Source organism: Streptomyces sp. NPDC050806, from assembly GCF_055586425.1.
On the sequence record NZ_JBVJIF010000008.1, the window covers coordinates 50,566 to 66,217 of the forward strand.

The following is a 15,652-nucleotide window of genomic DNA, read 5'->3' on the forward strand; positions in this document are numbered from 1 at the left end:
TCAGGACGAGCGACAGTGAGGAGAGCGCGGCATGGACCGGTATCCGGAAACCGCCGGAGACAGTGCACGTCCACCTGTCGCCGTCGGCGGCGCGCTGACGGGCGAGCTGGTCGAAATGTTGCTCGGGCTGTCCGACGCGAGCACGGCGGCGGACGTCCCCCAGCGGCTGGAAGCGCTGGCGCGGCAGGCTCGTGACCGGCTGCTGGCCGGTGGCCTCGTGGCGGAGGCGGCAGCCCTGACCGAGGTGTCCGCACGGCGGGTCAGGCGGAGCCTGGGGCACAGCGGGCCGGTGGCCGCCGGGCTGGCGCAGTGGGAGACCGGCGACCGGCCCACTCCGGGGAAGGAGGCCCTGCGTCGCGGGACATCCGCCACGGGAGTGCCGCTGAACGGCGGGGGACAACCCGCCTGGCCGGGGTTCTGCACCGCCGCGTCGGCCGTCGGCGTGCGCGGAGTCACCACGGTTCTGCTGCCCCTGGCCGGCCGGAGCAGAGGCGTCCTGATCCTCTACCACTTCGATGACATGTCCGTGCCCGAAGATCTTGTCGCCGGGCTGGAGTTCCTGGTCGCGGCGTGCGCTCAGGGGCTGCAGCACCAGGAGACCCTGCGTGCCGTCGACCAGCTGGGCGGCGCGCTCCAGAGCCGGGTCCCCATCGAACAGGCCAAGGGGCGGGTCAGCGAGCGCAGGAACTGCACTCCTGACGAGGCCTTCTCGTTGCTGCGTTCCTACGCCCGTGAGCACCGGCTCCCGCTCGGTGAAGTGGCCCGGAACGTCATGAACGGCACGTTGACCGAGCCTCCTTTCCACCGTTCCCCACTGTGCCGGACGACCGGCGAGTGAGGGTGTCCGGTGTCCCGCAGCCGGTGGGTCCGGGTGGGAACAGCCCGGACCTGCCGCCTCACCACTAGCCGCATCGGAGGTCAGGAAGCCGATGGCCGGGAGAGTCAGTACCGACGTCCGTACGCCGGGGAAGGCAGCATCCGAGCGCTATCTCGCGTTGTCCGTCGCCACGCGCGATGCGCTGACGAAGTCCCGCCAGATGCGCGAGCGGTCCCGCCGGATGCGGGAGGAGGCCCGGAACGCCCGGGCGCAGATACGGGAGATGCGGCAGCTGCGCCGGCGCGACCTGCGGGAGTGGGCGGCGAGCGGTCCCCCCGGCTTCCCTGCCGTGCTGGAGGGGTTCGACCTGTGTTCCCCGCCGCTCAAGGCGTGCGCCCACGGTCTCGGCCTGGACGGACTGGCGCTCCTGGTGGGCCCGAAGTCCGGCTCCCCGGAGGTGGTGCACTGCTCCAGCGTCCTCGCCCGCGCGCTGGAGGACCTCCAGTGGGTACAGGGACAGGGCCCCAGCCGGGACGCCGCGCGGAACGGGCACGTGGTGCTGGTACCCGACGTGAGCGGCCCGGCCTCGTCCCACTGGCCCGGTATGTCCTGCTCCATGGAGGCACTCGGCGTGCGTGCCGTGTTCGCCTTTCCCCTTTTCCTCGGCGAGCTCTCGATCGGTGCGCTCGTCGGCCATCGCAGAACTCCGGGGATCATGGATGCCGACCAGCTGGGCAACGCCGTCACGCTGGCGGATACCGTCGCGCTGACCGCCACGCGGTCCAGCGACTGGCTCTTCGCGCTCGAAGACCTTCCGTTCGGCCATGTCCATCAGGCGGTCGGCAGGCTCACCGAACGGCTGGAGGTCTCGCCCGAGTTGGCCCTGCTGCGCCTGCGGGCCCATGCCTTTCGCCGCAGCCGTACCCTGCTGGGCACGGCACGGGCCGTGCTGCGAGGCGAACTGGATCTCGACGATCCCGATCTCTGGCCGCCCGGCGTGTTCTGACGGGTCCCGCGGGGTACCCGTCGTGGCGCACGGCCGTGAGGACACCGGGCCGCGGGCACCGCAGGAACGTGCCCGCCGTCGGGCGGCGGACCGGTGCCGGCACGGCCACGTCGGCGAGGAGCGCCACGGGTGCATGACGTTCCGGTCATCCGTGGGGGGAGCGGCCGATGCCAGAAGTCGTACGCTCGGTTCCGGGCATAATGCCGACATGAGGCTGGAGCTGCCGGACGAGGAGAGCGGTTCGTCCGACGCCGCGCATCTGGACGGTGAGTTCACGCGGCGGCCGGAGGCCGCCGCTCACGAGCGGGATCGCATGGCTGACGAGCGGGATCGCATGGCTGACGAGCGGGATCGCATGGCTGACGAGCGGGATCGCATGGCTGACGAGCGGGATGCTGTCGCTGAGGAGCGGGAGCGTGTGGCCGACGCGCGGGAGCGCACGGCCGATGACCGGGAGCGCGTGGCCGACGAGCGGGATGCCGCGGCCCAGGCGTGGCAGGAGGAGCTCGCTGCGCGGGAGAGCAGGGTGGACGAGCGGGTCCGCGCGGCGGGAGAGGTGCCGCCCAGCCGCCGGCAGCGCTCGTACGAGGCGATCAGCCGGGCCCGCGGGCTGGTGGAGGCCAGCAGGGACCGGCTGGACCGCAGTGAAGCGGCGCTGCGGCGCGCGGATGCGCGCGACCACCGGGAGCAGCGCGCCGTCGACAAGGAGTCGGCCGACTCCCGCGCGCGCCAGGCCGACGAGGGGGGCGCCATGCGGGACGCCCTGGAGGCCAGGGAGCGCCGCATGGTGGAGCGGCTCGCGGAGGCGGCGTCCTCGCTGGGCGCCGCCCGGGACGCGCTGGCCGAGGAATACGAGCGACTCGCCCATGAGCAGCCGCAGCCGCAGCAGGCGGCGGAGTACCGGCTCCGTGCCGATCAGGCCCGGCGGTCGGCGGCCGGACTGCACGCCGCCGAGCCGGAGGGGCCGGAGGGCCAGGAAGGCCAGGTGGGCCAGGAGGGCGACGCGGACGGCGACTGACCGTCCGGCGCTCCGGCCGACGGCGGCCCCTCTTCGGGCCGCTGTCCTCTTCGGACCCTGCCCTTGTCAGGGCCGTTGTCAGGCCGCTGTCAGGGCCGCACGGAGGGTGCAGCTTGTCCCGCCACCTTTCCGGACGGGACAAGCCTGACCGAGGGCCGGCCCCGGGTGCCTGCCCTCGACTTGAGCCGCAGGTACCCGCGAGACGCTCTTCCACGCCCGCTGCAGAACGAGAGGCGATCGCGCCCGGCCGCCGGTCACGGCCCCGGGCGTCGACCGCGCGCCGTCAGCGCAGCTCCTGGATGCGGATCTGGTTGCCCGCCGGGTCGCGGAAGGCGCAGTCGCGGACCCCGTACGGCTGCTCGGTCGGCTCCTGGACGACCTCGGCGTCGCCGGCCTGGAGCCGCTCGAAGGTGGCGTCGAGGTCCTTGGTGGCGAGCATGATCCAGCCGTAGGTGCCCTTGGCCATCATCTCGGCGATCGTGCGGCGTTCGTCGTCGGTGATGCCGGGGTCGGCGGCCGGCGGCGCCAGCAGGATGCACGTGCCCGGCTGTCCCGCGGGGCCGACCGTGATCCAGCGCATCGTGCCGGCTCCGACGTCGCTGCGGACCTCGAAGCCGAGGACGTCGCGGTAGAAGGCGAGGGAGGCGTCCGGGTTGTCGTGCGGAAGGACGCTGGTGTGAATGGTGATGTCCATGTCTGTCACGCTAGCTACCGGTCCGTGGGGCGCGCTTCTCGATTCCTGACCGGTCTGGTGACCTGTTTCGCCACGCACGCCGGGAGCTCCGCCGCCGCGTCCGCGGCCCGGCGCCGGTAGACGCTGGGCGGCATGCCGACCAGTTCGCTGAAGCGGGTGCTGAAGGTGCCCAGCGACGAGCAGCCGACCGCGAAGCAGACCTCGGTGACGCTGAGGTCGCCGCGGCGCAGCAGCGCCATCGCGCGCTCGACCCGCCGCGTCATCAGATAGCTGTACGGCGACTCGCCGTACGCCAGCCGGAACTGGCGGCTCAGGTGCCCCGCCGACATGTTCACGCCGCGCGCGAGCGCCTCGACGTCCAGCGGCTGCGCGTACTCCCGGTCGATCCGGTCGCGGACGCGGCGCAGCCGTGCGAGGTCGCGCAGGTGCCGTGCCGCCGCGGGTCTGCTGGTCACGTGCGCGATCGTGCCACGTCCCGCCGGGGTTCGCAGGCGTCCGTCCGGCGTGGACGGTGCGGGGGAGCGGGCGGTACGCCGAGACGGCCCACCCCGCCCCCCAAAGGGAACGAGGCGCTCCGTCCGCTGTCGTATTTCCGGAAGGCGAGGGGCGCGCGCAAGCGGAGCGGTGGCATCCTGAGCGTGTTCCTGTCTTGATGCAAACGACAGGACCAGGCCGGGACCCCGCCCTTCTTGAACCACTCGTGTCGAGAACCACTCGCGCCAGGGAGCCGGCCATGTCCACCGAACACGCCGCACACGCCGGGGGACGCACCGCGCGCGAGGAAGCGCTCGCCGCCGCGTTCGTCGAACTCGCCGACACACTGGTCGCGGACTTCGACATCATGGATTTCCTGCATCTCCTCACCGAGCGGTCGGTGAGCCTGCTGCCGGTGGACGCCGCCGGGGTCGTGCTGCTCGACGCCCGTGGCCGGCTGGTCGACGCCTCCGCCTCCGACGAGCGCACGCGGCAGCTGGAGCTGGCGCAGATCGAGTGGGAGGAAGGGCCGTGCCGGGACTGCACCCGTACCGGCAGAGCGGTCCCGTACACGCGGCTGGACGCCGCCGAGGCCCAGGAGCGCTGGCCGCGGTTCACCGGCTGGGCGCTGGCGCGGGGGTTCGCCGGGGTGGCCGGCATGCCCCTGCGGCTGCGGGAGCGGACCGTCGGCGCCCTGAACGTCTTCCGCCGCTGCCGCGAGGCCCCGAGCGGTGCGGAACTGCGGCTGGCGCAGGCCCTGGCCGATGTGGCCACCATCGGCATCCTCCAGTACCGCGCCCTCCGCGAGCAGAGCCTGATCAACGAACGACTGGAGGACGCCCTGGGCAGTCGCCTCGTGATCGAACAGGCGAAGGGCGTGGTCGCGGAACGCCTGGACCTGAGCCTGGACGAGTCCTTCGAGCACCTCCGCGGGCGTGCGCGGGGCCGGCGGCTGCTGCTGACCGACCTCGCCCGAGCGGTGCTCGACGGTCGCACGGAAATCGGTGAGCCGGCCGACCCGCCACCCCCCGGTTCGTGAGCGCGCGCTTCCGGGGCTGCCCCGCCACGTGGACGCGACGCGAGGAGAGAACGACAGGAGTGACAGCCGGGCTCCCGGCACACCGAGGGCCCGTCCGCTTCCGCACAGGTGATGCGGAGATCCGATGCCGACAAGTCCAGAGGCCCCGGTCAGCCCCGAGATGGCGGCCGTGCTCGCCATGGCAGCGCCCGTAGCGCCGGGCCTGGGCCATGTGCCGGCGGACCGGTGCGCCGAGGTGCTCGGCCTCACCGGAGTCACCGTCTCGGCGCTGACCGGGGACCGGAGCCTGGAGCTGATCTGGTACTCGCCGGCCGACACCCTCGGAGCCGCGCTGGAGGACCTCCAGTACACCCTGGGCGAGGGGCCCTCGCTGGAGTGCGCCCACCACAACCGGGCCGTCCTGGAACCGGACCTCGCCCGCACGCCCGAGAGCCGCTGGCCGGTCTTCCTGCCCGACGCCCTGCATGTGGGTGCCGGTGCCTTCTTCGCGTTCTCGCTTCGGATCGGCGCCATCCAGCTGGGCGTCTTCGCCGGCTACCGGACCCGTCCGGGGGCGCTCGGCCCGCAGCAGTACCGCGACGCGCTGGCCTTCACCGACTCCGTGACGTACCTGCTCCTGGGGGGCGTACCCGGCGCCGGCGGCCGGCGCGACCCGCTGGCGGACCTCGCCACGCTGCACCGCGCGGAGGTCCATCAGGCCACCGGAATGCTCTCCGTCCGGCTCGGGATCTCCCTGGACGAGGCGCTGCTGGCGATCCGTACCGAGGCGTTCAGCAGCGGCCGGCCGATCCTGGAGGTGGCCCGCGACATCATCGCCCGCCGGGACAGCACGGAGGCGCCGTCCGCCGAATGAGGCGCGGGCGGGACGGCGAGAGGGCCGGACCCCGGTGGGGTCCGGCCCTCTCGGACGTCGGGTGCGCGGGTCAGACCGCCGGCTGCGCCTCGGGCTGGCCCGGGGACTGCACGGGGCCGGCCGGCAGGCCCGCCTTGTACAGGGCGTCCCAGGTCGTCGGGGAGACGACGCCGTCGGGGACGAGACCGTGGTCGGCCTGGAAGTGGGCCACGGCCGCCAGGGTGTTGGCGTCGAAGGTGCCGCTGAGGTTGTTCCAGCCCAGGTACTGGCGGTTGGCCAGCAGGCACTGGATCTGGGAGACCTGGTCGCCGGCCTCGCCGAGGGCCACGGCGCCGCGGTCCTCGGAGAAGGCGCACGCCGCCGGGCCGTGCACGACGTTGTCGCCCATGGCGGCGGAGGCGGGGGTGGCGAGCAGGCCGGTGGTCAACAGGCCCGCGCCCGCGGCCAGCACGGCCGCGCGCTTGAGGGCCCTGCCGGGCCTGCGGAAACGGGGGGTGGGGATACGGAAAGTGCTCACGCGGGTCCCGTGCCCGGCAGGTGGAAAATCATGTGGCGTGACCGTTGTGGATCTTGTGAAGGTCCGTCGCCGGTGGTGTGCCCCATGCGTCCGCCGGGTACCGGCGCGGCTCGGCGGTCATGCGTCCACCGGGTACCAGCGCAGCTCGACGGTGTTGCCGTCCGGGTCCCGTACGTAGAGGGACTCGGCCGTGCCGCGGGCGCCGAAGCGTTTGCCGGGGCCGTCGACGACGGTGAACACGCCGGAGTCGACGACCTGCTGCCAGTCCAGCGGCGCGACGACCAGGCAGAGGTGGTCGACGTTGGCGCGGTCCCGGACGCCCTCCTCGCCGGCCGCGTCCGGGGCCCGCACCAGGTCGATGATGGTCGTCGGGCTCACCCGGACCGAGGGGAACGGCACCTCGCCGGCCCGCCATTCGTCCGCCCGGACCGGTTCGAGGCCGAGCGGCCCGCAGTAGAAGTCCAGCGCGCGTTCGACGTCGGCGACGTTGAGGACCAGGTGGTCGAAGGCGGTGACGGTCACGGGAGCGGGAACGGCGCGCATGGTGGCTCCTTCGCTGGGATGCGGACACCGGGACCGTAGCGGCGGAGCGGCGGTCCGTGCATCGGCCGTTCGGCCTCCCCGGGGGACGGGCGGCCCGGGCCGATGGTCCTAGGCCCCTGGCATGTCCGTCAGGACTGGCGGTGGACCTTGGTGTTGGAGGCCTGCGCGCGGGGGCGGACGACGAGGAGGTCGATGTTGACGTGGGCGGGCCGGGTGACCGCCCACGCGATCGTGTCGGCCACGTCGTCCGCGGTCAGCGGCTCGGCGACGCCCTCGTACACCTTGGCGGCCTTCGCCTCGTCGCCGCGGAAGCGGGTGAGCGCGAACTCGTCGGTGCGGACCATGCCGGGCGCCACCTCGATGACGCGTACGGGCTGTCCGCACAGCTCCAGGCGGAGCGTCTCGGCGAGGACGTGCGCGCCGTGCTTGGCGGCCACGTAGCCACCGCCGCCCTCGTACGTGCCGTGCCCCGCGGTGGAGGAGAGGACCACGACCGTGCCGTCGCCGGAGGCGGTCAGCGCGGGCAGCAGCGCCTGCGTCACGTTCAGCACGCCGAGAACGTTGACCTCGTACATCGCGCGCCAGTCGGCCGGGTCGGCGGTGGCCACCGGGTCGGTGCCGAGCGCGCCGCCCGCGTTGTCGACCAGGACGTCGCAGCGGTCCAGGGAGGCCGCGAAGGCGTCGACGGCGGCGCGGTCGGTGACGTCCAGGGCGTACGCCTCGGCGTGCGGCAGTTCGGCGGCCAGCTCTTCGATGCGGTCCTTGCGGCGCGCGGCGAGGATCACGCGGTATCCGGCCTCGGCGAGCTTCCGGGCGGTCGCGGCACCGATGCCGCTGCTCGCTCCGGTGACAACGGCGGTACGGGCGGCGGTCATACGTGCTCCTCGGCGTACGGACGTACGGATGTACGAGTGGGCGGTACGCGATCAGAATATGCCCAGCCGGCCGGGGCCCGGGGAGGTCCGCCGGGCCGTCACCGCCCGCGCGGCGCGTACATGATCAGGGCCATGCCGGCCAGGCAGACCAGCGCTCCGGTGATGTCCCAGCGGTCGGGCCGGTAGCCGTCCGCGACCATGCCCCATACCAGCGACCCGGCGACGAAGACGCCGCCGTACGCGGCCAGGATGCGGCCGAAGTCGGCGTCCGGCTGGAGCGTGGCGACGAACCCGTACGCGCCCAGGGCCAGTACGCCGGCGCCCGCCCACACCCAGCCGCGGTTCTCCCGCACGCCCTGCCAGACCAGCCAGGCGCCGCCGATCTCCAGGAGCGCGGCGAGGACGAAGAGCACGGCGGAGCGGAAGATCGGCATACCGGCAGGGTATGCGGGTCGCCAAGGCCGCCCGGACCGCCAGGGCCGCCCGGACCGGATGGCCGCCCGGACCGGTACGGCCGCGGGCGCTCAGCCCCGGGCCGGTGCCGCGGCGGCCGGCTGCTGCTCGGCCGGGCCCGTCCAGCGCAGCAGGGCCGTCGCCAGGGCGTCCGCGCGGGCCGCGCGGTCCATGGTGTCCGTGGCCCACGCGATGTAGCCGTCGGGACGGACCAGCAGCGCGGTGCGCCGGTCGCCGCGCCAGGTGCCGTGCGCGACGCGGCTCGCGTCCCGGCCACCCAGCTCCGGCGTCTCGTACGCCGGGGTGATGAGCACGAAGCGGTTGCCGCGCAGCGCTTCGTAGAGGCGGCTGCCGTCGGCGAGCCGGATGTCGGGCGCGCGCCGGCCGGTGAGCGGGTGGTCGCCGCGGCCGCGCCGGTACGCGATGCCGATGCCGGAGACCTGCGCGACGGCGCGGCGCGTCACCGGCGGCAGCCGCTTGACGACCTGCCCCACCAGCACGCCGGCGACGCGCTGCGCGCGGGTCTGGAGCAGCGCGAACCGGATGAGCGCGCCGCTGGAGCGCAGGACCGCGCGGCCCACCGGGTGGCGCTCGGCGTGGTACGTGTCCAGCAGCTCGTCGGTGGCCCGGCCGCGCAGCGCCTCGATGAGCTTCCAGCTGAGGTTGGCGGCGTCCTGGAGGCCGGTGTTCATGCCCTGGCCGCCGGCCGGGGAGTGGACGTGGGCCGCGTCGCCCGCGAGGAAGGCCCGGCCGACGCGGTACTCGGGGACCTGCCTCTCGTCGCTGTGGAAGCGGGACATCCAGCGGGCCTCCTGGATGCCGTAGTCGGTGCCGTGCGCGAGCCGGGTCAGCTCGCGGACCTCGGCCAGGCCGACCGGCGCGCGGTCGTCGGCCTGCCGGCGGCGGTGCCAGGCGACGATCCGGAACCAGCCGTCGCCGAAGCCCGCGATGAGGGCGAAGGCGTCGCCGTACGCGCCGGCGACGAGCGGCTCGGACGGCGGCTCGGCGAGCCGTACGTCGGCGAGCACGACCGACCGGATGACGGCCTTGCCGGGGAACGGCAGGCCGAGTGCCCGGCGCACGCCGCTGTGCACGCCGTCGGTGCCCACCAGGTAGGACGCGCGGTACTCGCCGGTGGCGCCGTCCGCGGTGCGGACCGTGGCCGTGACGCTGTCCGCGTCCTGGCGCACCGCGGTGACCTCGTTGCCGTACGCGAAGGTCACGCCGGCCTTGCGGGCCTGCTCCTCCAGCACCCGCTCGACCTCGAACTGCGGGGTGACCAGGACGTACGGGTACCGCGTGCGCAGCACGGTCGGGTCCATCCGCACGTCGCCGAAGAGCTGGAGCGAGGTCACCGGATGCCCGGTGGCGATCACGTCCTCGGCCAGGCCGCGGGAGTCGAACTGCTCCAGGGTGCGGGCGTGCACGACCAGGGAGCGGGTGAGGTTGCTGATGCCCGGGGCGCGACGCTCCAGCAGGGTGACGTCGATGCCGGCCTCGGCGAGGTCGCCGGCCAGCAGCAGGCCGGTGGGGCCGGCACCGACGACCAGGACGCCGGAGGTGGGGTGCGGGGCTGTGGTGCGGGTGGTGGTGCCGGATTCGCGGGGCATGGCCGCCTCCTGTGCCAACGGTCGTTGGTCAACGCTTGTTGGCAACGTACGGCGGCGGCCCTGGCGTGTCAACAGCTGTTGGCCTACGCTTGTTGACATGGCTGACATCGAGCCCTCCGCTCCCGAGCCCTCAGCGCGCCCCCGCCGCTCCGACGCGACCCGGGCCGCGATCCTCACCGCGGCGCGCGACCGCTTCGCCGCCGAGGGGTACGAACGCGCGACCATCCGCGCCATCGCCCGGGACGCGGCCATCGACCCGTCCATGGTCATGCGCTACTACGGCAACAAGGAGGGGCTGTTCCTCGCCGCCACCGAGATCGACCTGCGGATGCCGGACCTGTCGGCGGTGGACCGCGCCGAGCTGGGGGAGCGGCTGGTGCGCCACTTCCTGGCCGTCTGGGAGAGCGACGAGCGGCTGACCGGGATGGTGCGGGTCGGCGTCACGGTGGACGCGGGCGCCGAGCGGCTGCGGTCGATCTTCCGCGACCAGCTGGGGCCGGTGATCGCGGCGGTCTGCCCGGTGCCGGACGAGGCGCCGGTCCGGGCCGTGCTGATCGGCTCGCAGATCGTCGGCATGGCGCTGGCCCGCTACGTCGTGCGGGTGCCGCCCGCCGTCGGGCTCGGCCACGACGAGGTCGTGGCCTGGCTGGCGCCGACGGTGCAGCGGTACCTCACGGCGGAGCGGCCCTGAGGGCGGCCCGCCCCTGAGAGCGGCCCGGCGCCGGGCGCGCTCACAGCGGTGTGGCCGCCTGGAGGACGAGGAAGAGCGCGACCGTGGCGTTGACGGAGGAGAGGGCCGAGGCGAGGGTGCCGGCCGCGGCGACCAGGGTGGCCAGCCCGGCGGGGGTGAGCGCCGGAGGCAGGCTGCGGGCCGGCGGGCCGGGGCCGAGCAGCGCGGCCACCCGTCGCGGCACGGGGCCCGGCGCGGCGAACGACGCCAGCCCCGCGAGCGGGGAACCGCCGGTGACCAGCGCCGCCTTGCCCACCGCACGGGCCGTGGCCCGGCGGTCGCCGACCGCCCGCGCGGCCTCCTCGTCCGCCCAGCGTTCGGTGCAGAACTCCGTCGCCGTACGCAGCGGCAGCAGGAAGGGATTGGCCCGGGCCGCGAGCTGCACGGCCAGCAGATAGCGATGGTGACGGCCTGTCAGGTGCGCCCGCTCGTGCGCGAACAGGGCCCGCCGCTCGCGCGAGTCGAGCCGCGCCAGCATCGCCGTCGAGACCACGATCCGGTCGCGTCCGGGGCGCCGGGCCGGCAGCGCGTACGCGTACGCGGCGGTGTCCGGCAGGACCGCCACCGGCGAGCCGGGCAGGCCCGCCAGCGCGCGGGCCGCCCGGCGGCGGACGCGCAGATGGCGCCGGAGCGTGCGGCCGCCCGCCACGGCCACCGCGAGCAGCGCGGGGATCGCCGCCTTGCCCGCGACCTCGTCGTACGGGACCGCCGCGCGGACCTCCGGGTCGGACCAGCCGTCCGGCAGCGGGTTGCCGGGGAGCTGGGCGGTGCCGACGACCATGATCAGGGCCAGGCAGAGCGTGCTGCACACGGCCAGCACGGCGGCGACCCCGGCCAGCAGCCTGGTGGCGCTGCGGGGGTGCAGGTGCTGCTCGGCCAGGCGCGCGACCGGCCAGGCGGTGAGGGGGAGGACCAGGGGCAGGAAGACGAACACGCCCACGGGTCAGCCCTCCGGCGTCTGTTCCGGCGCGCCGGTCCCGTCGGGCCCCGCCGGGGTGTCCGACGCCTCGTGGAGCAGGCCGCGCAACAGCCGCTCGTCGTCGGCGGAGAGGGCCGTGACGAAGCTGGCCAGTACCGCTTCCCGGTCGGCCTCCCCGTCCAGCACCCGGCGCATGCGCAGCGCGGCGAGCCCGGCCTCGTCGGACGCGGCCTGCCACACGAAGGCGCGGCCCAGCCGCTCGCGGGTGACCACCCCCTTGGCCAGCAGCCGGGAGAGGATGGTCATGACGGTGGTGTAGGCGAGGTCGCCGTCGAGACGTTCCTGCACCCAGGCCGCCGTCGCCGGTCCCGAGGACAGTCGCAGCACCGACAGGACCTGGGCCTCCAGTTCGCCCTGGCCGCGCCGGCGCCCGCGGGGATCGCGCTCGTGCCGTCCCTCGCCCGCTCGCCTGCCCGCTCCGCGGTCCACTCCGCCGACTCCCTCCGCTGCCCGCCCGCACGTGTGCTCGTACGTCCGTGGGGCGGCCATCGTACTGAGGGAAGCCCGCAGCGGCCGCCCGGACCGCCCGCCTTGTTTCTACAGTGCTGTAGATTCAATGGTCGAGGCACGGAGCGGAAACGGGGGAAGCGATGGCGCGGTTACCGGGGGAAGGTCTGCGGGCGCGGGACGCGGCGGACTTCGAGCGGCTGGTGGACCGGGCGCTGAGCACCGGTGACATCGCGCGGGCCGTACGGGCCGACCGCACCGGAGAGCTCGGCGGACGGCTGCGGACCGGCGCGCTCGCCGAGGCCGCCCTGCTCGCGGAGGCGGCCGAGCCGGAGTACCGGACGTACCTCGGGCTCCGGGAGGGCGCGGCCGGCGGCGCTGCCGAGGGTACGGGCGGGGCCGGGAGCGGGGACGGTGCGCGCGAGGCCGGTAGGTGGCGCGGGCTGCTGCCGCTGCTCGGTGTGCTGGTGCCGAGCCTGGCCGCCGTGGCGGCCGTCGTCTTCTTCCTGCTGGGCTACCTGCTGCGCCCGGTCGCTTCGCAACGCGCGCTGGGGGACGCCCTGATCACCGCGGGGCAGGTCTCCGTGGTGCTCACCGCGGCGTCCCTGGCCTGCGGCATCGCCGGGCTGCTGGGCACCGCGGCCCGGCACCGGGCGTCCGGCGCCGACGCGCCGGGCGAGCGGCTGCGGCGGGCGCGCGAGGCCTGGCAGCTGGCGCTGCTGGAGCGCGGGATCGTGCCGCACCTGGAGCGGCAGCTCCGGTCGGGGCCGCCGTCCGCACCCGCCCGGGACGTCGGCTCCCGGACCCGGCCCGGCTACAGCAGCCCGGACTTCGCGGCACCCGACTACGCGAGCGGGCGGTACGCGAGCGGGGATTTCGCGAGCCCGGATTACGCGGGCCCCGACTTCAGCGGTCCCGATTCCGGGCCGCGGCACTGACCAGTACGCTCGTGATGCCCTCCGCGCGGAGGGAGAAAAGAGGACCGGGGATGTTCGGGATCAGTGAGATCGCACTGCTCCTCATCGTTGTCATCGTGCTGCTCGCGGCCAAGCGGCTGCCCGACCTCGTACGGTCCGCCGGCAAGGCGACCCGCATCCTGAAGAGCGAGACCCGGGCGATGAAGGACGGCGTCCACCCGGACGACGACGGCCCGCCGCCGCGCACGATCCGCGCCCGGCCCGGCGACGTGCTCGGCTCCCGCACGGACGGCGAGGCGCCCCGTACGCCCGGTGAGCCGGGGGCCCGCAGCTGACCGCGGCGGGCCGCGCCCGGCGCCGGGTCACAGGTCGAACTCGGCCGGCGGGATGTCCAGCGCGAAGCAGACGTCGCGCACGACGGCCTGCTCGGTCTTGTCGAAGTCGCCGTCGGCGCCGCCGATGACGATGCCGATCTGGATGACGGCCCGCCCCTCGGTCGGCTTCTTCTTCACCTTGCCGATCTCCTGCATGACGCTCACCTTGCCGAAGTCGAAGTCGGCGACGAGCTTGTCGAGGTAGCCGTCGAAGCGGCGCTGGAGGTCGTCGGCGGGGAAGTTCTGCAGCACCTCGTTCGACATGATCAGCTGGGCCACCCGGCGGCGCTCGGCCGCGTCGACGGTGCCGTCCGCCGCGGCCACCAGCGCGCACATCGCCATGCTCGCGTCCCGGAAGGCGCCGCTCTTGAGGTCGTTCTTCTTCGCGACCAGCTGAGTCTGCATCGTCTGCGCGGAATCCTTGATCCGGTCCCACAGAGCCATCTGAATCTCCTCGTCATCCCTCGTCCGTTGCGCACGGCTGCGCAGAGCTGAAATCTACACGGGTGTAGAAGTTGACGGCGCGAGCCGCCCCGGAGGGCCGGCGGTCCCCCGCCCCGGAGCCGGAGCGGTGATGTCCGTCGTGATGCTCAACGTGCCTGTGAGGCGAAAGGTGCCCGGGACGAGCAGCCGTCCCCGTCAGCGGGTGGCGGCGGGGCCGTCCGCGTCGCCGTCGAACCGGAGGCGGCCCTCGACCACGTCGTGCGCGACGTCGGCGAGCAGCCGGCGGTGGGCGCGGGCGTGGCCGCGCAGCAGCGCGAAGGCGCCGTCCATCGTGAGCCCGCAGCTGTTGGCGAGCACGCCCTTGGCCTGCTCGATGATCACGCGGCTCATCAGCGCGTGTTCCAGCTGCCCGGACAGCATCCGGCTCTCCTGCAACTCGTGGTCCCGTATCAGCGACAGCGCGGTGAAGTCCGCCAGCGACTGGGCGAGCGCCGCGGTCTCCTCGGACATCGGGGCGTCCGCCGGGGAGCCCAGCAGGACCAGTGCGCCCAGGGACCGCTCACGCGTCCGCAGCGGAAAGGCGGCGGCGCTGGTGTACCCCAGCTCCAGCGCCCGCGGGGCGTACCGCGGCCAACGCCGCCTGGCCGCCTGGCTGTCGAGCGCGATGCAGGGGAGCGCGCGACCGCTGCGGCGGACCTCCGTACCGGGGCCCTCGGCCCACTTCAGGGCCTCCCGCTTCAGCAGCTGCGCGCCGTCCTCGGAGCCGGCGATCTGCGGCTCGGCGCGCGCGTCCACGGCGGCCACCGTGCCGACCGCGTGCACACCGAGGAGCTCCGGGCCGCACCGTACGAGCGCGGCCAGCAGCTCAGGGGCCTCCAAGGGCGTGCCCGCGCTTCCTCCGGACAGTTCCACGAACACGTCGGCGATCTGCTGTGCCGGTGTCGTCATGACGCCCCCTTCAGGCGAACCGCAGCGTCCTGCGAACTTTGCGCCATCCTTGCCCCTCAGGCAAGACGGAACTCCCCACCCACGATCCGGCCCGCCATCTCGTTGACGGGTACCCCGTCCGCGTAGGCCCGTGCCTTGATGAGCGCGAGAGCGTCGCCGACGGGGCAGTGTTCCTGTACGGACACCATGCCCGCCGCCTGGTGCACGGTGTCCCGGTGGTCCGTCCCGCCGTAGAGCTCCGGGTCGGCGTCCGGGCCGAGGAGCATCGTCCCCACCAGCGCCTCGGTGATCTCGGCGAAGGCCGTGGTCGTGGCGGCGCCGGGCCGGGGGTCGAAGACCGCCAGCGAACCCAGGCACCCGTCAGGCGTCTTCAAGGGTACGGCGATCACCTCGCCGAAGCCGAGTGCCGTGACGGCCGGGCCGTAGACGGGCCAGCAGCGCTCGATGGAGGGGCCCGCGGCGGCCACGCGACGGCGGCCGGCGGCGGCGTCCGTGCTCGGCCCCTCGCCCAGGACGTACTCCAGGTCCTGGGCGGCACGGGACCCCTCGTCGGACGCGGCCACCGCGAGCTGGCTCTGATCGGATCCGACCAGGGTGAGAGCGGCGCTGTCCGTGCCGCAGGCCTCCGCGACCACGCTCATGAAGAGCGGCGGGGTGTCCTGCGGACCGGACCGGGCCATCAGCCGTTGGGCGAACGAATTCTGCAGCTGCGCCGAAGAACGGTGGCAGGCGGCCGACCGGCGGTGATGTGCGGCCAGTTCGGCGTGGCGGGGATCGCCGGTCTCGGCGGCGAGCCGTTCGTACCGCTCGGCTAACGACTCCGCGCGGGCAGCGCGTTCCAGCGCCCGGATCGCGCGCTTCCAGGCGACCACCGAGGTTCCGGGCGGGCTGCCGGTGTCCATGCCCTCACCTTA

20 protein-coding genes are annotated in these 15,652 nt (G+C 74.2%); 8 read left to right on the forward strand and 12 right to left on the reverse strand.

Annotated elements, in window-relative coordinates:
- The first annotated feature begins 31 nt into the window (after positions 1-31).
- From ACZ6WH_RS24935 to ACZ6WH_RS24945, 3 genes are all read left to right on the forward strand, one after another.
- Positions 32-838 (forward strand): ANTAR domain-containing protein, encoded by an 807-nt coding sequence (locus ACZ6WH_RS24935; protein ID WP_469730777.1) that lies wholly within the window; start codon positions 32-34, stop codon positions 836-838.
- A gap of 91 nt (positions 839-929) precedes the next feature.
- Positions 930-1,823: a GAF and ANTAR domain-containing protein gene (locus tag ACZ6WH_RS24940; RefSeq protein ID WP_469730779.1), complete on the forward strand. Its 894-nt coding sequence runs from the start codon at positions 930-932 to the stop codon at positions 1,821-1,823.
- 208 nt (positions 1,824-2,031) lie between these two features.
- Positions 2,032-2,841 carry a hypothetical protein gene (locus ACZ6WH_RS24945; RefSeq protein WP_469730781.1) on the forward strand — a complete coding sequence of 270 codons (810 nt, stop codon included), beginning with the start codon at positions 2,032-2,034 and terminating at the stop codon, positions 2,839-2,841.
- A gap of 283 nt (positions 2,842-3,124) precedes the next feature.
- Here the strand turns inward: ACZ6WH_RS24945 and ACZ6WH_RS24950 are convergent, their stop codons facing one another.
- On the reverse strand, positions 3,125-3,535 hold the full coding sequence (locus tag ACZ6WH_RS24950; RefSeq protein ID WP_469730783.1) for a VOC family protein: 411 nt from the start codon (positions 3,533-3,535) through the stop codon (positions 3,125-3,127).
- Between the two features lie 14 nt (positions 3,536-3,549).
- Positions 3,550-3,990 carry a helix-turn-helix transcriptional regulator gene (locus ACZ6WH_RS24955; protein ID WP_469730785.1) on the reverse strand — a complete coding sequence of 147 codons (441 nt, stop codon included), beginning with the start codon at positions 3,988-3,990 and terminating at the stop codon, positions 3,550-3,552.
- A 278-nt stretch (positions 3,991-4,268) separates the two neighbouring features.
- On the opposite strand from ACZ6WH_RS24955, the gene ACZ6WH_RS24960 reads away from it, so the two are divergent.
- A complete protein-coding gene (locus ACZ6WH_RS24960) occupies positions 4,269-5,048 on the forward strand; it encodes a GAF and ANTAR domain-containing protein (protein WP_469730787.1) in 780 nt (259 codons plus the stop codon).
- 124 nt (positions 5,049-5,172) lie between these two features.
- Positions 5,173-5,901 (forward strand): ANTAR domain-containing protein, encoded by a 729-nt coding sequence (locus ACZ6WH_RS24965; RefSeq protein ID WP_469730789.1) that lies wholly within the window; start codon positions 5,173-5,175, stop codon positions 5,899-5,901.
- A 70-nt stretch (positions 5,902-5,971) separates the two neighbouring features.
- On the opposite strand, the gene ACZ6WH_RS24970 is transcribed toward ACZ6WH_RS24965, so the two are convergent.
- The 5 genes from ACZ6WH_RS24970 to ACZ6WH_RS24990 form a co-directional block, all read right to left on the reverse strand.
- The gene (locus ACZ6WH_RS24970) at positions 5,972-6,418 is read right to left on the reverse strand and encodes a peptidoglycan-binding domain-containing protein (RefSeq protein WP_362212716.1); all 447 of its coding nucleotides are present in this window, start codon (positions 6,416-6,418) and stop codon (positions 5,972-5,974) included.
- A 117-nt stretch (positions 6,419-6,535) separates the two neighbouring features.
- Positions 6,536-6,940, reverse strand: a complete 405-nt coding sequence (locus ACZ6WH_RS24975) for a VOC family protein (RefSeq protein WP_432864478.1) — start codon at positions 6,938-6,940, stop codon at positions 6,536-6,538.
- A 149-nt stretch (positions 6,941-7,089) separates the two neighbouring features.
- On the reverse strand, positions 7,090-7,836 hold the full coding sequence (locus ACZ6WH_RS24980; protein WP_469730791.1) for an SDR family NAD(P)-dependent oxidoreductase: 747 nt from the start codon (positions 7,834-7,836) through the stop codon (positions 7,090-7,092).
- 98 nt (positions 7,837-7,934) lie between these two features.
- Positions 7,935-8,270: a YnfA family protein gene (locus ACZ6WH_RS24985; protein WP_469730793.1), complete on the reverse strand. Its 336-nt coding sequence runs from the start codon at positions 8,268-8,270 to the stop codon at positions 7,935-7,937.
- Positions 8,271-8,360: 90 nt separating this feature from the next.
- A complete protein-coding gene (locus ACZ6WH_RS24990; RefSeq protein WP_469730795.1) occupies positions 8,361-9,899 on the reverse strand; it encodes an FAD-dependent monooxygenase in 1,539 nt (512 codons plus the stop codon).
- A gap of 97 nt (positions 9,900-9,996) precedes the next feature.
- Here ACZ6WH_RS24990 and ACZ6WH_RS24995 point away from each other — a divergent pair, with 97 nt between their 5' ends.
- A complete protein-coding gene (locus ACZ6WH_RS24995) occupies positions 9,997-10,590 on the forward strand; it encodes a TetR/AcrR family transcriptional regulator (RefSeq protein WP_469730797.1) in 594 nt (197 codons plus the stop codon).
- A gap of 40 nt (positions 10,591-10,630) precedes the next feature.
- On the opposite strand, the gene ACZ6WH_RS25000 is transcribed toward ACZ6WH_RS24995, so the two are convergent.
- Both ACZ6WH_RS25000 and ACZ6WH_RS25005 read right to left on the reverse strand, forming a co-directional pair.
- The gene (locus tag ACZ6WH_RS25000) at positions 10,631-11,569 is read right to left on the reverse strand and encodes a M56 family metallopeptidase (protein WP_469730799.1); all 939 of its coding nucleotides are present in this window, start codon (positions 11,567-11,569) and stop codon (positions 10,631-10,633) included.
- 3 nt (positions 11,570-11,572) lie between these two features.
- Positions 11,573-12,037, reverse strand: a complete 465-nt coding sequence (locus ACZ6WH_RS25005; protein ID WP_469730801.1) for a BlaI/MecI/CopY family transcriptional regulator — start codon at positions 12,035-12,037, stop codon at positions 11,573-11,575.
- 161 nt (positions 12,038-12,198) lie between these two features.
- Between ACZ6WH_RS25005 and ACZ6WH_RS25010 the strand changes: the two genes are divergently transcribed.
- Positions 12,199-12,993, forward strand: coding sequence for a hypothetical protein (locus ACZ6WH_RS25010; protein ID WP_469730803.1), 795 nt, complete (start codon positions 12,199-12,201; stop codon positions 12,991-12,993).
- Positions 12,994-13,043: 50 nt separating this feature from the next.
- Positions 13,044-13,307 (forward strand): twin-arginine translocase TatA/TatE family subunit, encoded by a 264-nt coding sequence (locus ACZ6WH_RS25015; protein ID WP_469730805.1) that lies wholly within the window; start codon positions 13,044-13,046, stop codon positions 13,305-13,307.
- A gap of 27 nt (positions 13,308-13,334) precedes the next feature.
- Here the strand turns inward: ACZ6WH_RS25015 and ACZ6WH_RS25020 are convergent, their stop codons facing one another.
- The 3 genes from ACZ6WH_RS25020 to ACZ6WH_RS25030 all read right to left on the reverse strand — a co-directional run bounded on the left by ACZ6WH_RS25020 (position 13,335) and on the right by ACZ6WH_RS25030 (position 15,640).
- Entirely contained in the window at positions 13,335-13,790 is a 456-nt protein-coding gene (locus ACZ6WH_RS25020) for a tellurite resistance TerB family protein (protein WP_469730807.1), read from the reverse strand.
- Between the two features lie 195 nt (positions 13,791-13,985).
- Entirely contained in the window at positions 13,986-14,738 is a 753-nt protein-coding gene (locus ACZ6WH_RS25025) for a GAF and ANTAR domain-containing protein (RefSeq protein ID WP_469730809.1), read from the reverse strand.
- 56 nt (positions 14,739-14,794) lie between these two features.
- Positions 14,795-15,640, reverse strand: coding sequence for an ANTAR domain-containing protein (locus ACZ6WH_RS25030; protein ID WP_469730811.1), 846 nt, complete (start codon positions 15,638-15,640; stop codon positions 14,795-14,797).
- Positions 15,641-15,652 lie beyond the last annotated feature (12 nt).

Coding starts and splice junctions, on each gene's coding strand:
- ACZ6WH_RS24935 (WP_469730777.1), top strand. CDS start 32: ATGGACCGGTATCCGGAAACCGCCGGAGACAGTGCACGTCCACCTGTC.
- ACZ6WH_RS24940 (WP_469730779.1), top strand. CDS start 930: ATGGCCGGGAGAGTCAGTACCGACGTCCGTACGCCGGGGAAGGCAGCA.
- ACZ6WH_RS24945 (WP_469730781.1), top strand. CDS start 2,032: ATGAGGCTGGAGCTGCCGGACGAGGAGAGCGGTTCGTCCGACGCCGCG.
- ACZ6WH_RS24950 (WP_469730783.1), bottom strand. CDS start 3,535: ATGGACATCACCATTCACACCAGCGTCCTTCCGCACGACAACCCGGAC.
- ACZ6WH_RS24960 (WP_469730787.1), top strand. CDS start 4,269: ATGTCCACCGAACACGCCGCACACGCCGGGGGACGCACCGCGCGCGAG.
- ACZ6WH_RS24965 (WP_469730789.1), top strand. CDS start 5,173: ATGCCGACAAGTCCAGAGGCCCCGGTCAGCCCCGAGATGGCGGCCGTG.
- ACZ6WH_RS24980 (WP_469730791.1), bottom strand. CDS start 7,836: ATGACCGCCGCCCGTACCGCCGTTGTCACCGGAGCGAGCAGCGGCATC.
- ACZ6WH_RS24985 (WP_469730793.1), bottom strand. CDS start 8,270: ATGCCGATCTTCCGCTCCGCCGTGCTCTTCGTCCTCGCCGCGCTCCTG.
- ACZ6WH_RS24990 (WP_469730795.1), bottom strand. CDS start 9,899: ATGCCCCGCGAATCCGGCACCACCACCCGCACCACAGCCCCGCACCCC.
- ACZ6WH_RS24995 (WP_469730797.1), top strand. CDS start 9,997: ATGGCTGACATCGAGCCCTCCGCTCCCGAGCCCTCAGCGCGCCCCCGC.
- ACZ6WH_RS25010 (WP_469730803.1), top strand. CDS start 12,199: ATGGCGCGGTTACCGGGGGAAGGTCTGCGGGCGCGGGACGCGGCGGAC.
- ACZ6WH_RS25015 (WP_469730805.1), top strand. CDS start 13,044: ATGTTCGGGATCAGTGAGATCGCACTGCTCCTCATCGTTGTCATCGTG.
- ACZ6WH_RS25020 (WP_469730807.1), bottom strand. CDS start 13,790: ATGGCTCTGTGGGACCGGATCAAGGATTCCGCGCAGACGATGCAGACT.
- ACZ6WH_RS25025 (WP_469730809.1), bottom strand. CDS start 14,738: ATGACGACACCGGCACAGCAGATCGCCGACGTGTTCGTGGAACTGTCC.
- ACZ6WH_RS25030 (WP_469730811.1), bottom strand. CDS start 15,640: ATGGACACCGGCAGCCCGCCCGGAACCTCGGTGGTCGCCTGGAAGCGC.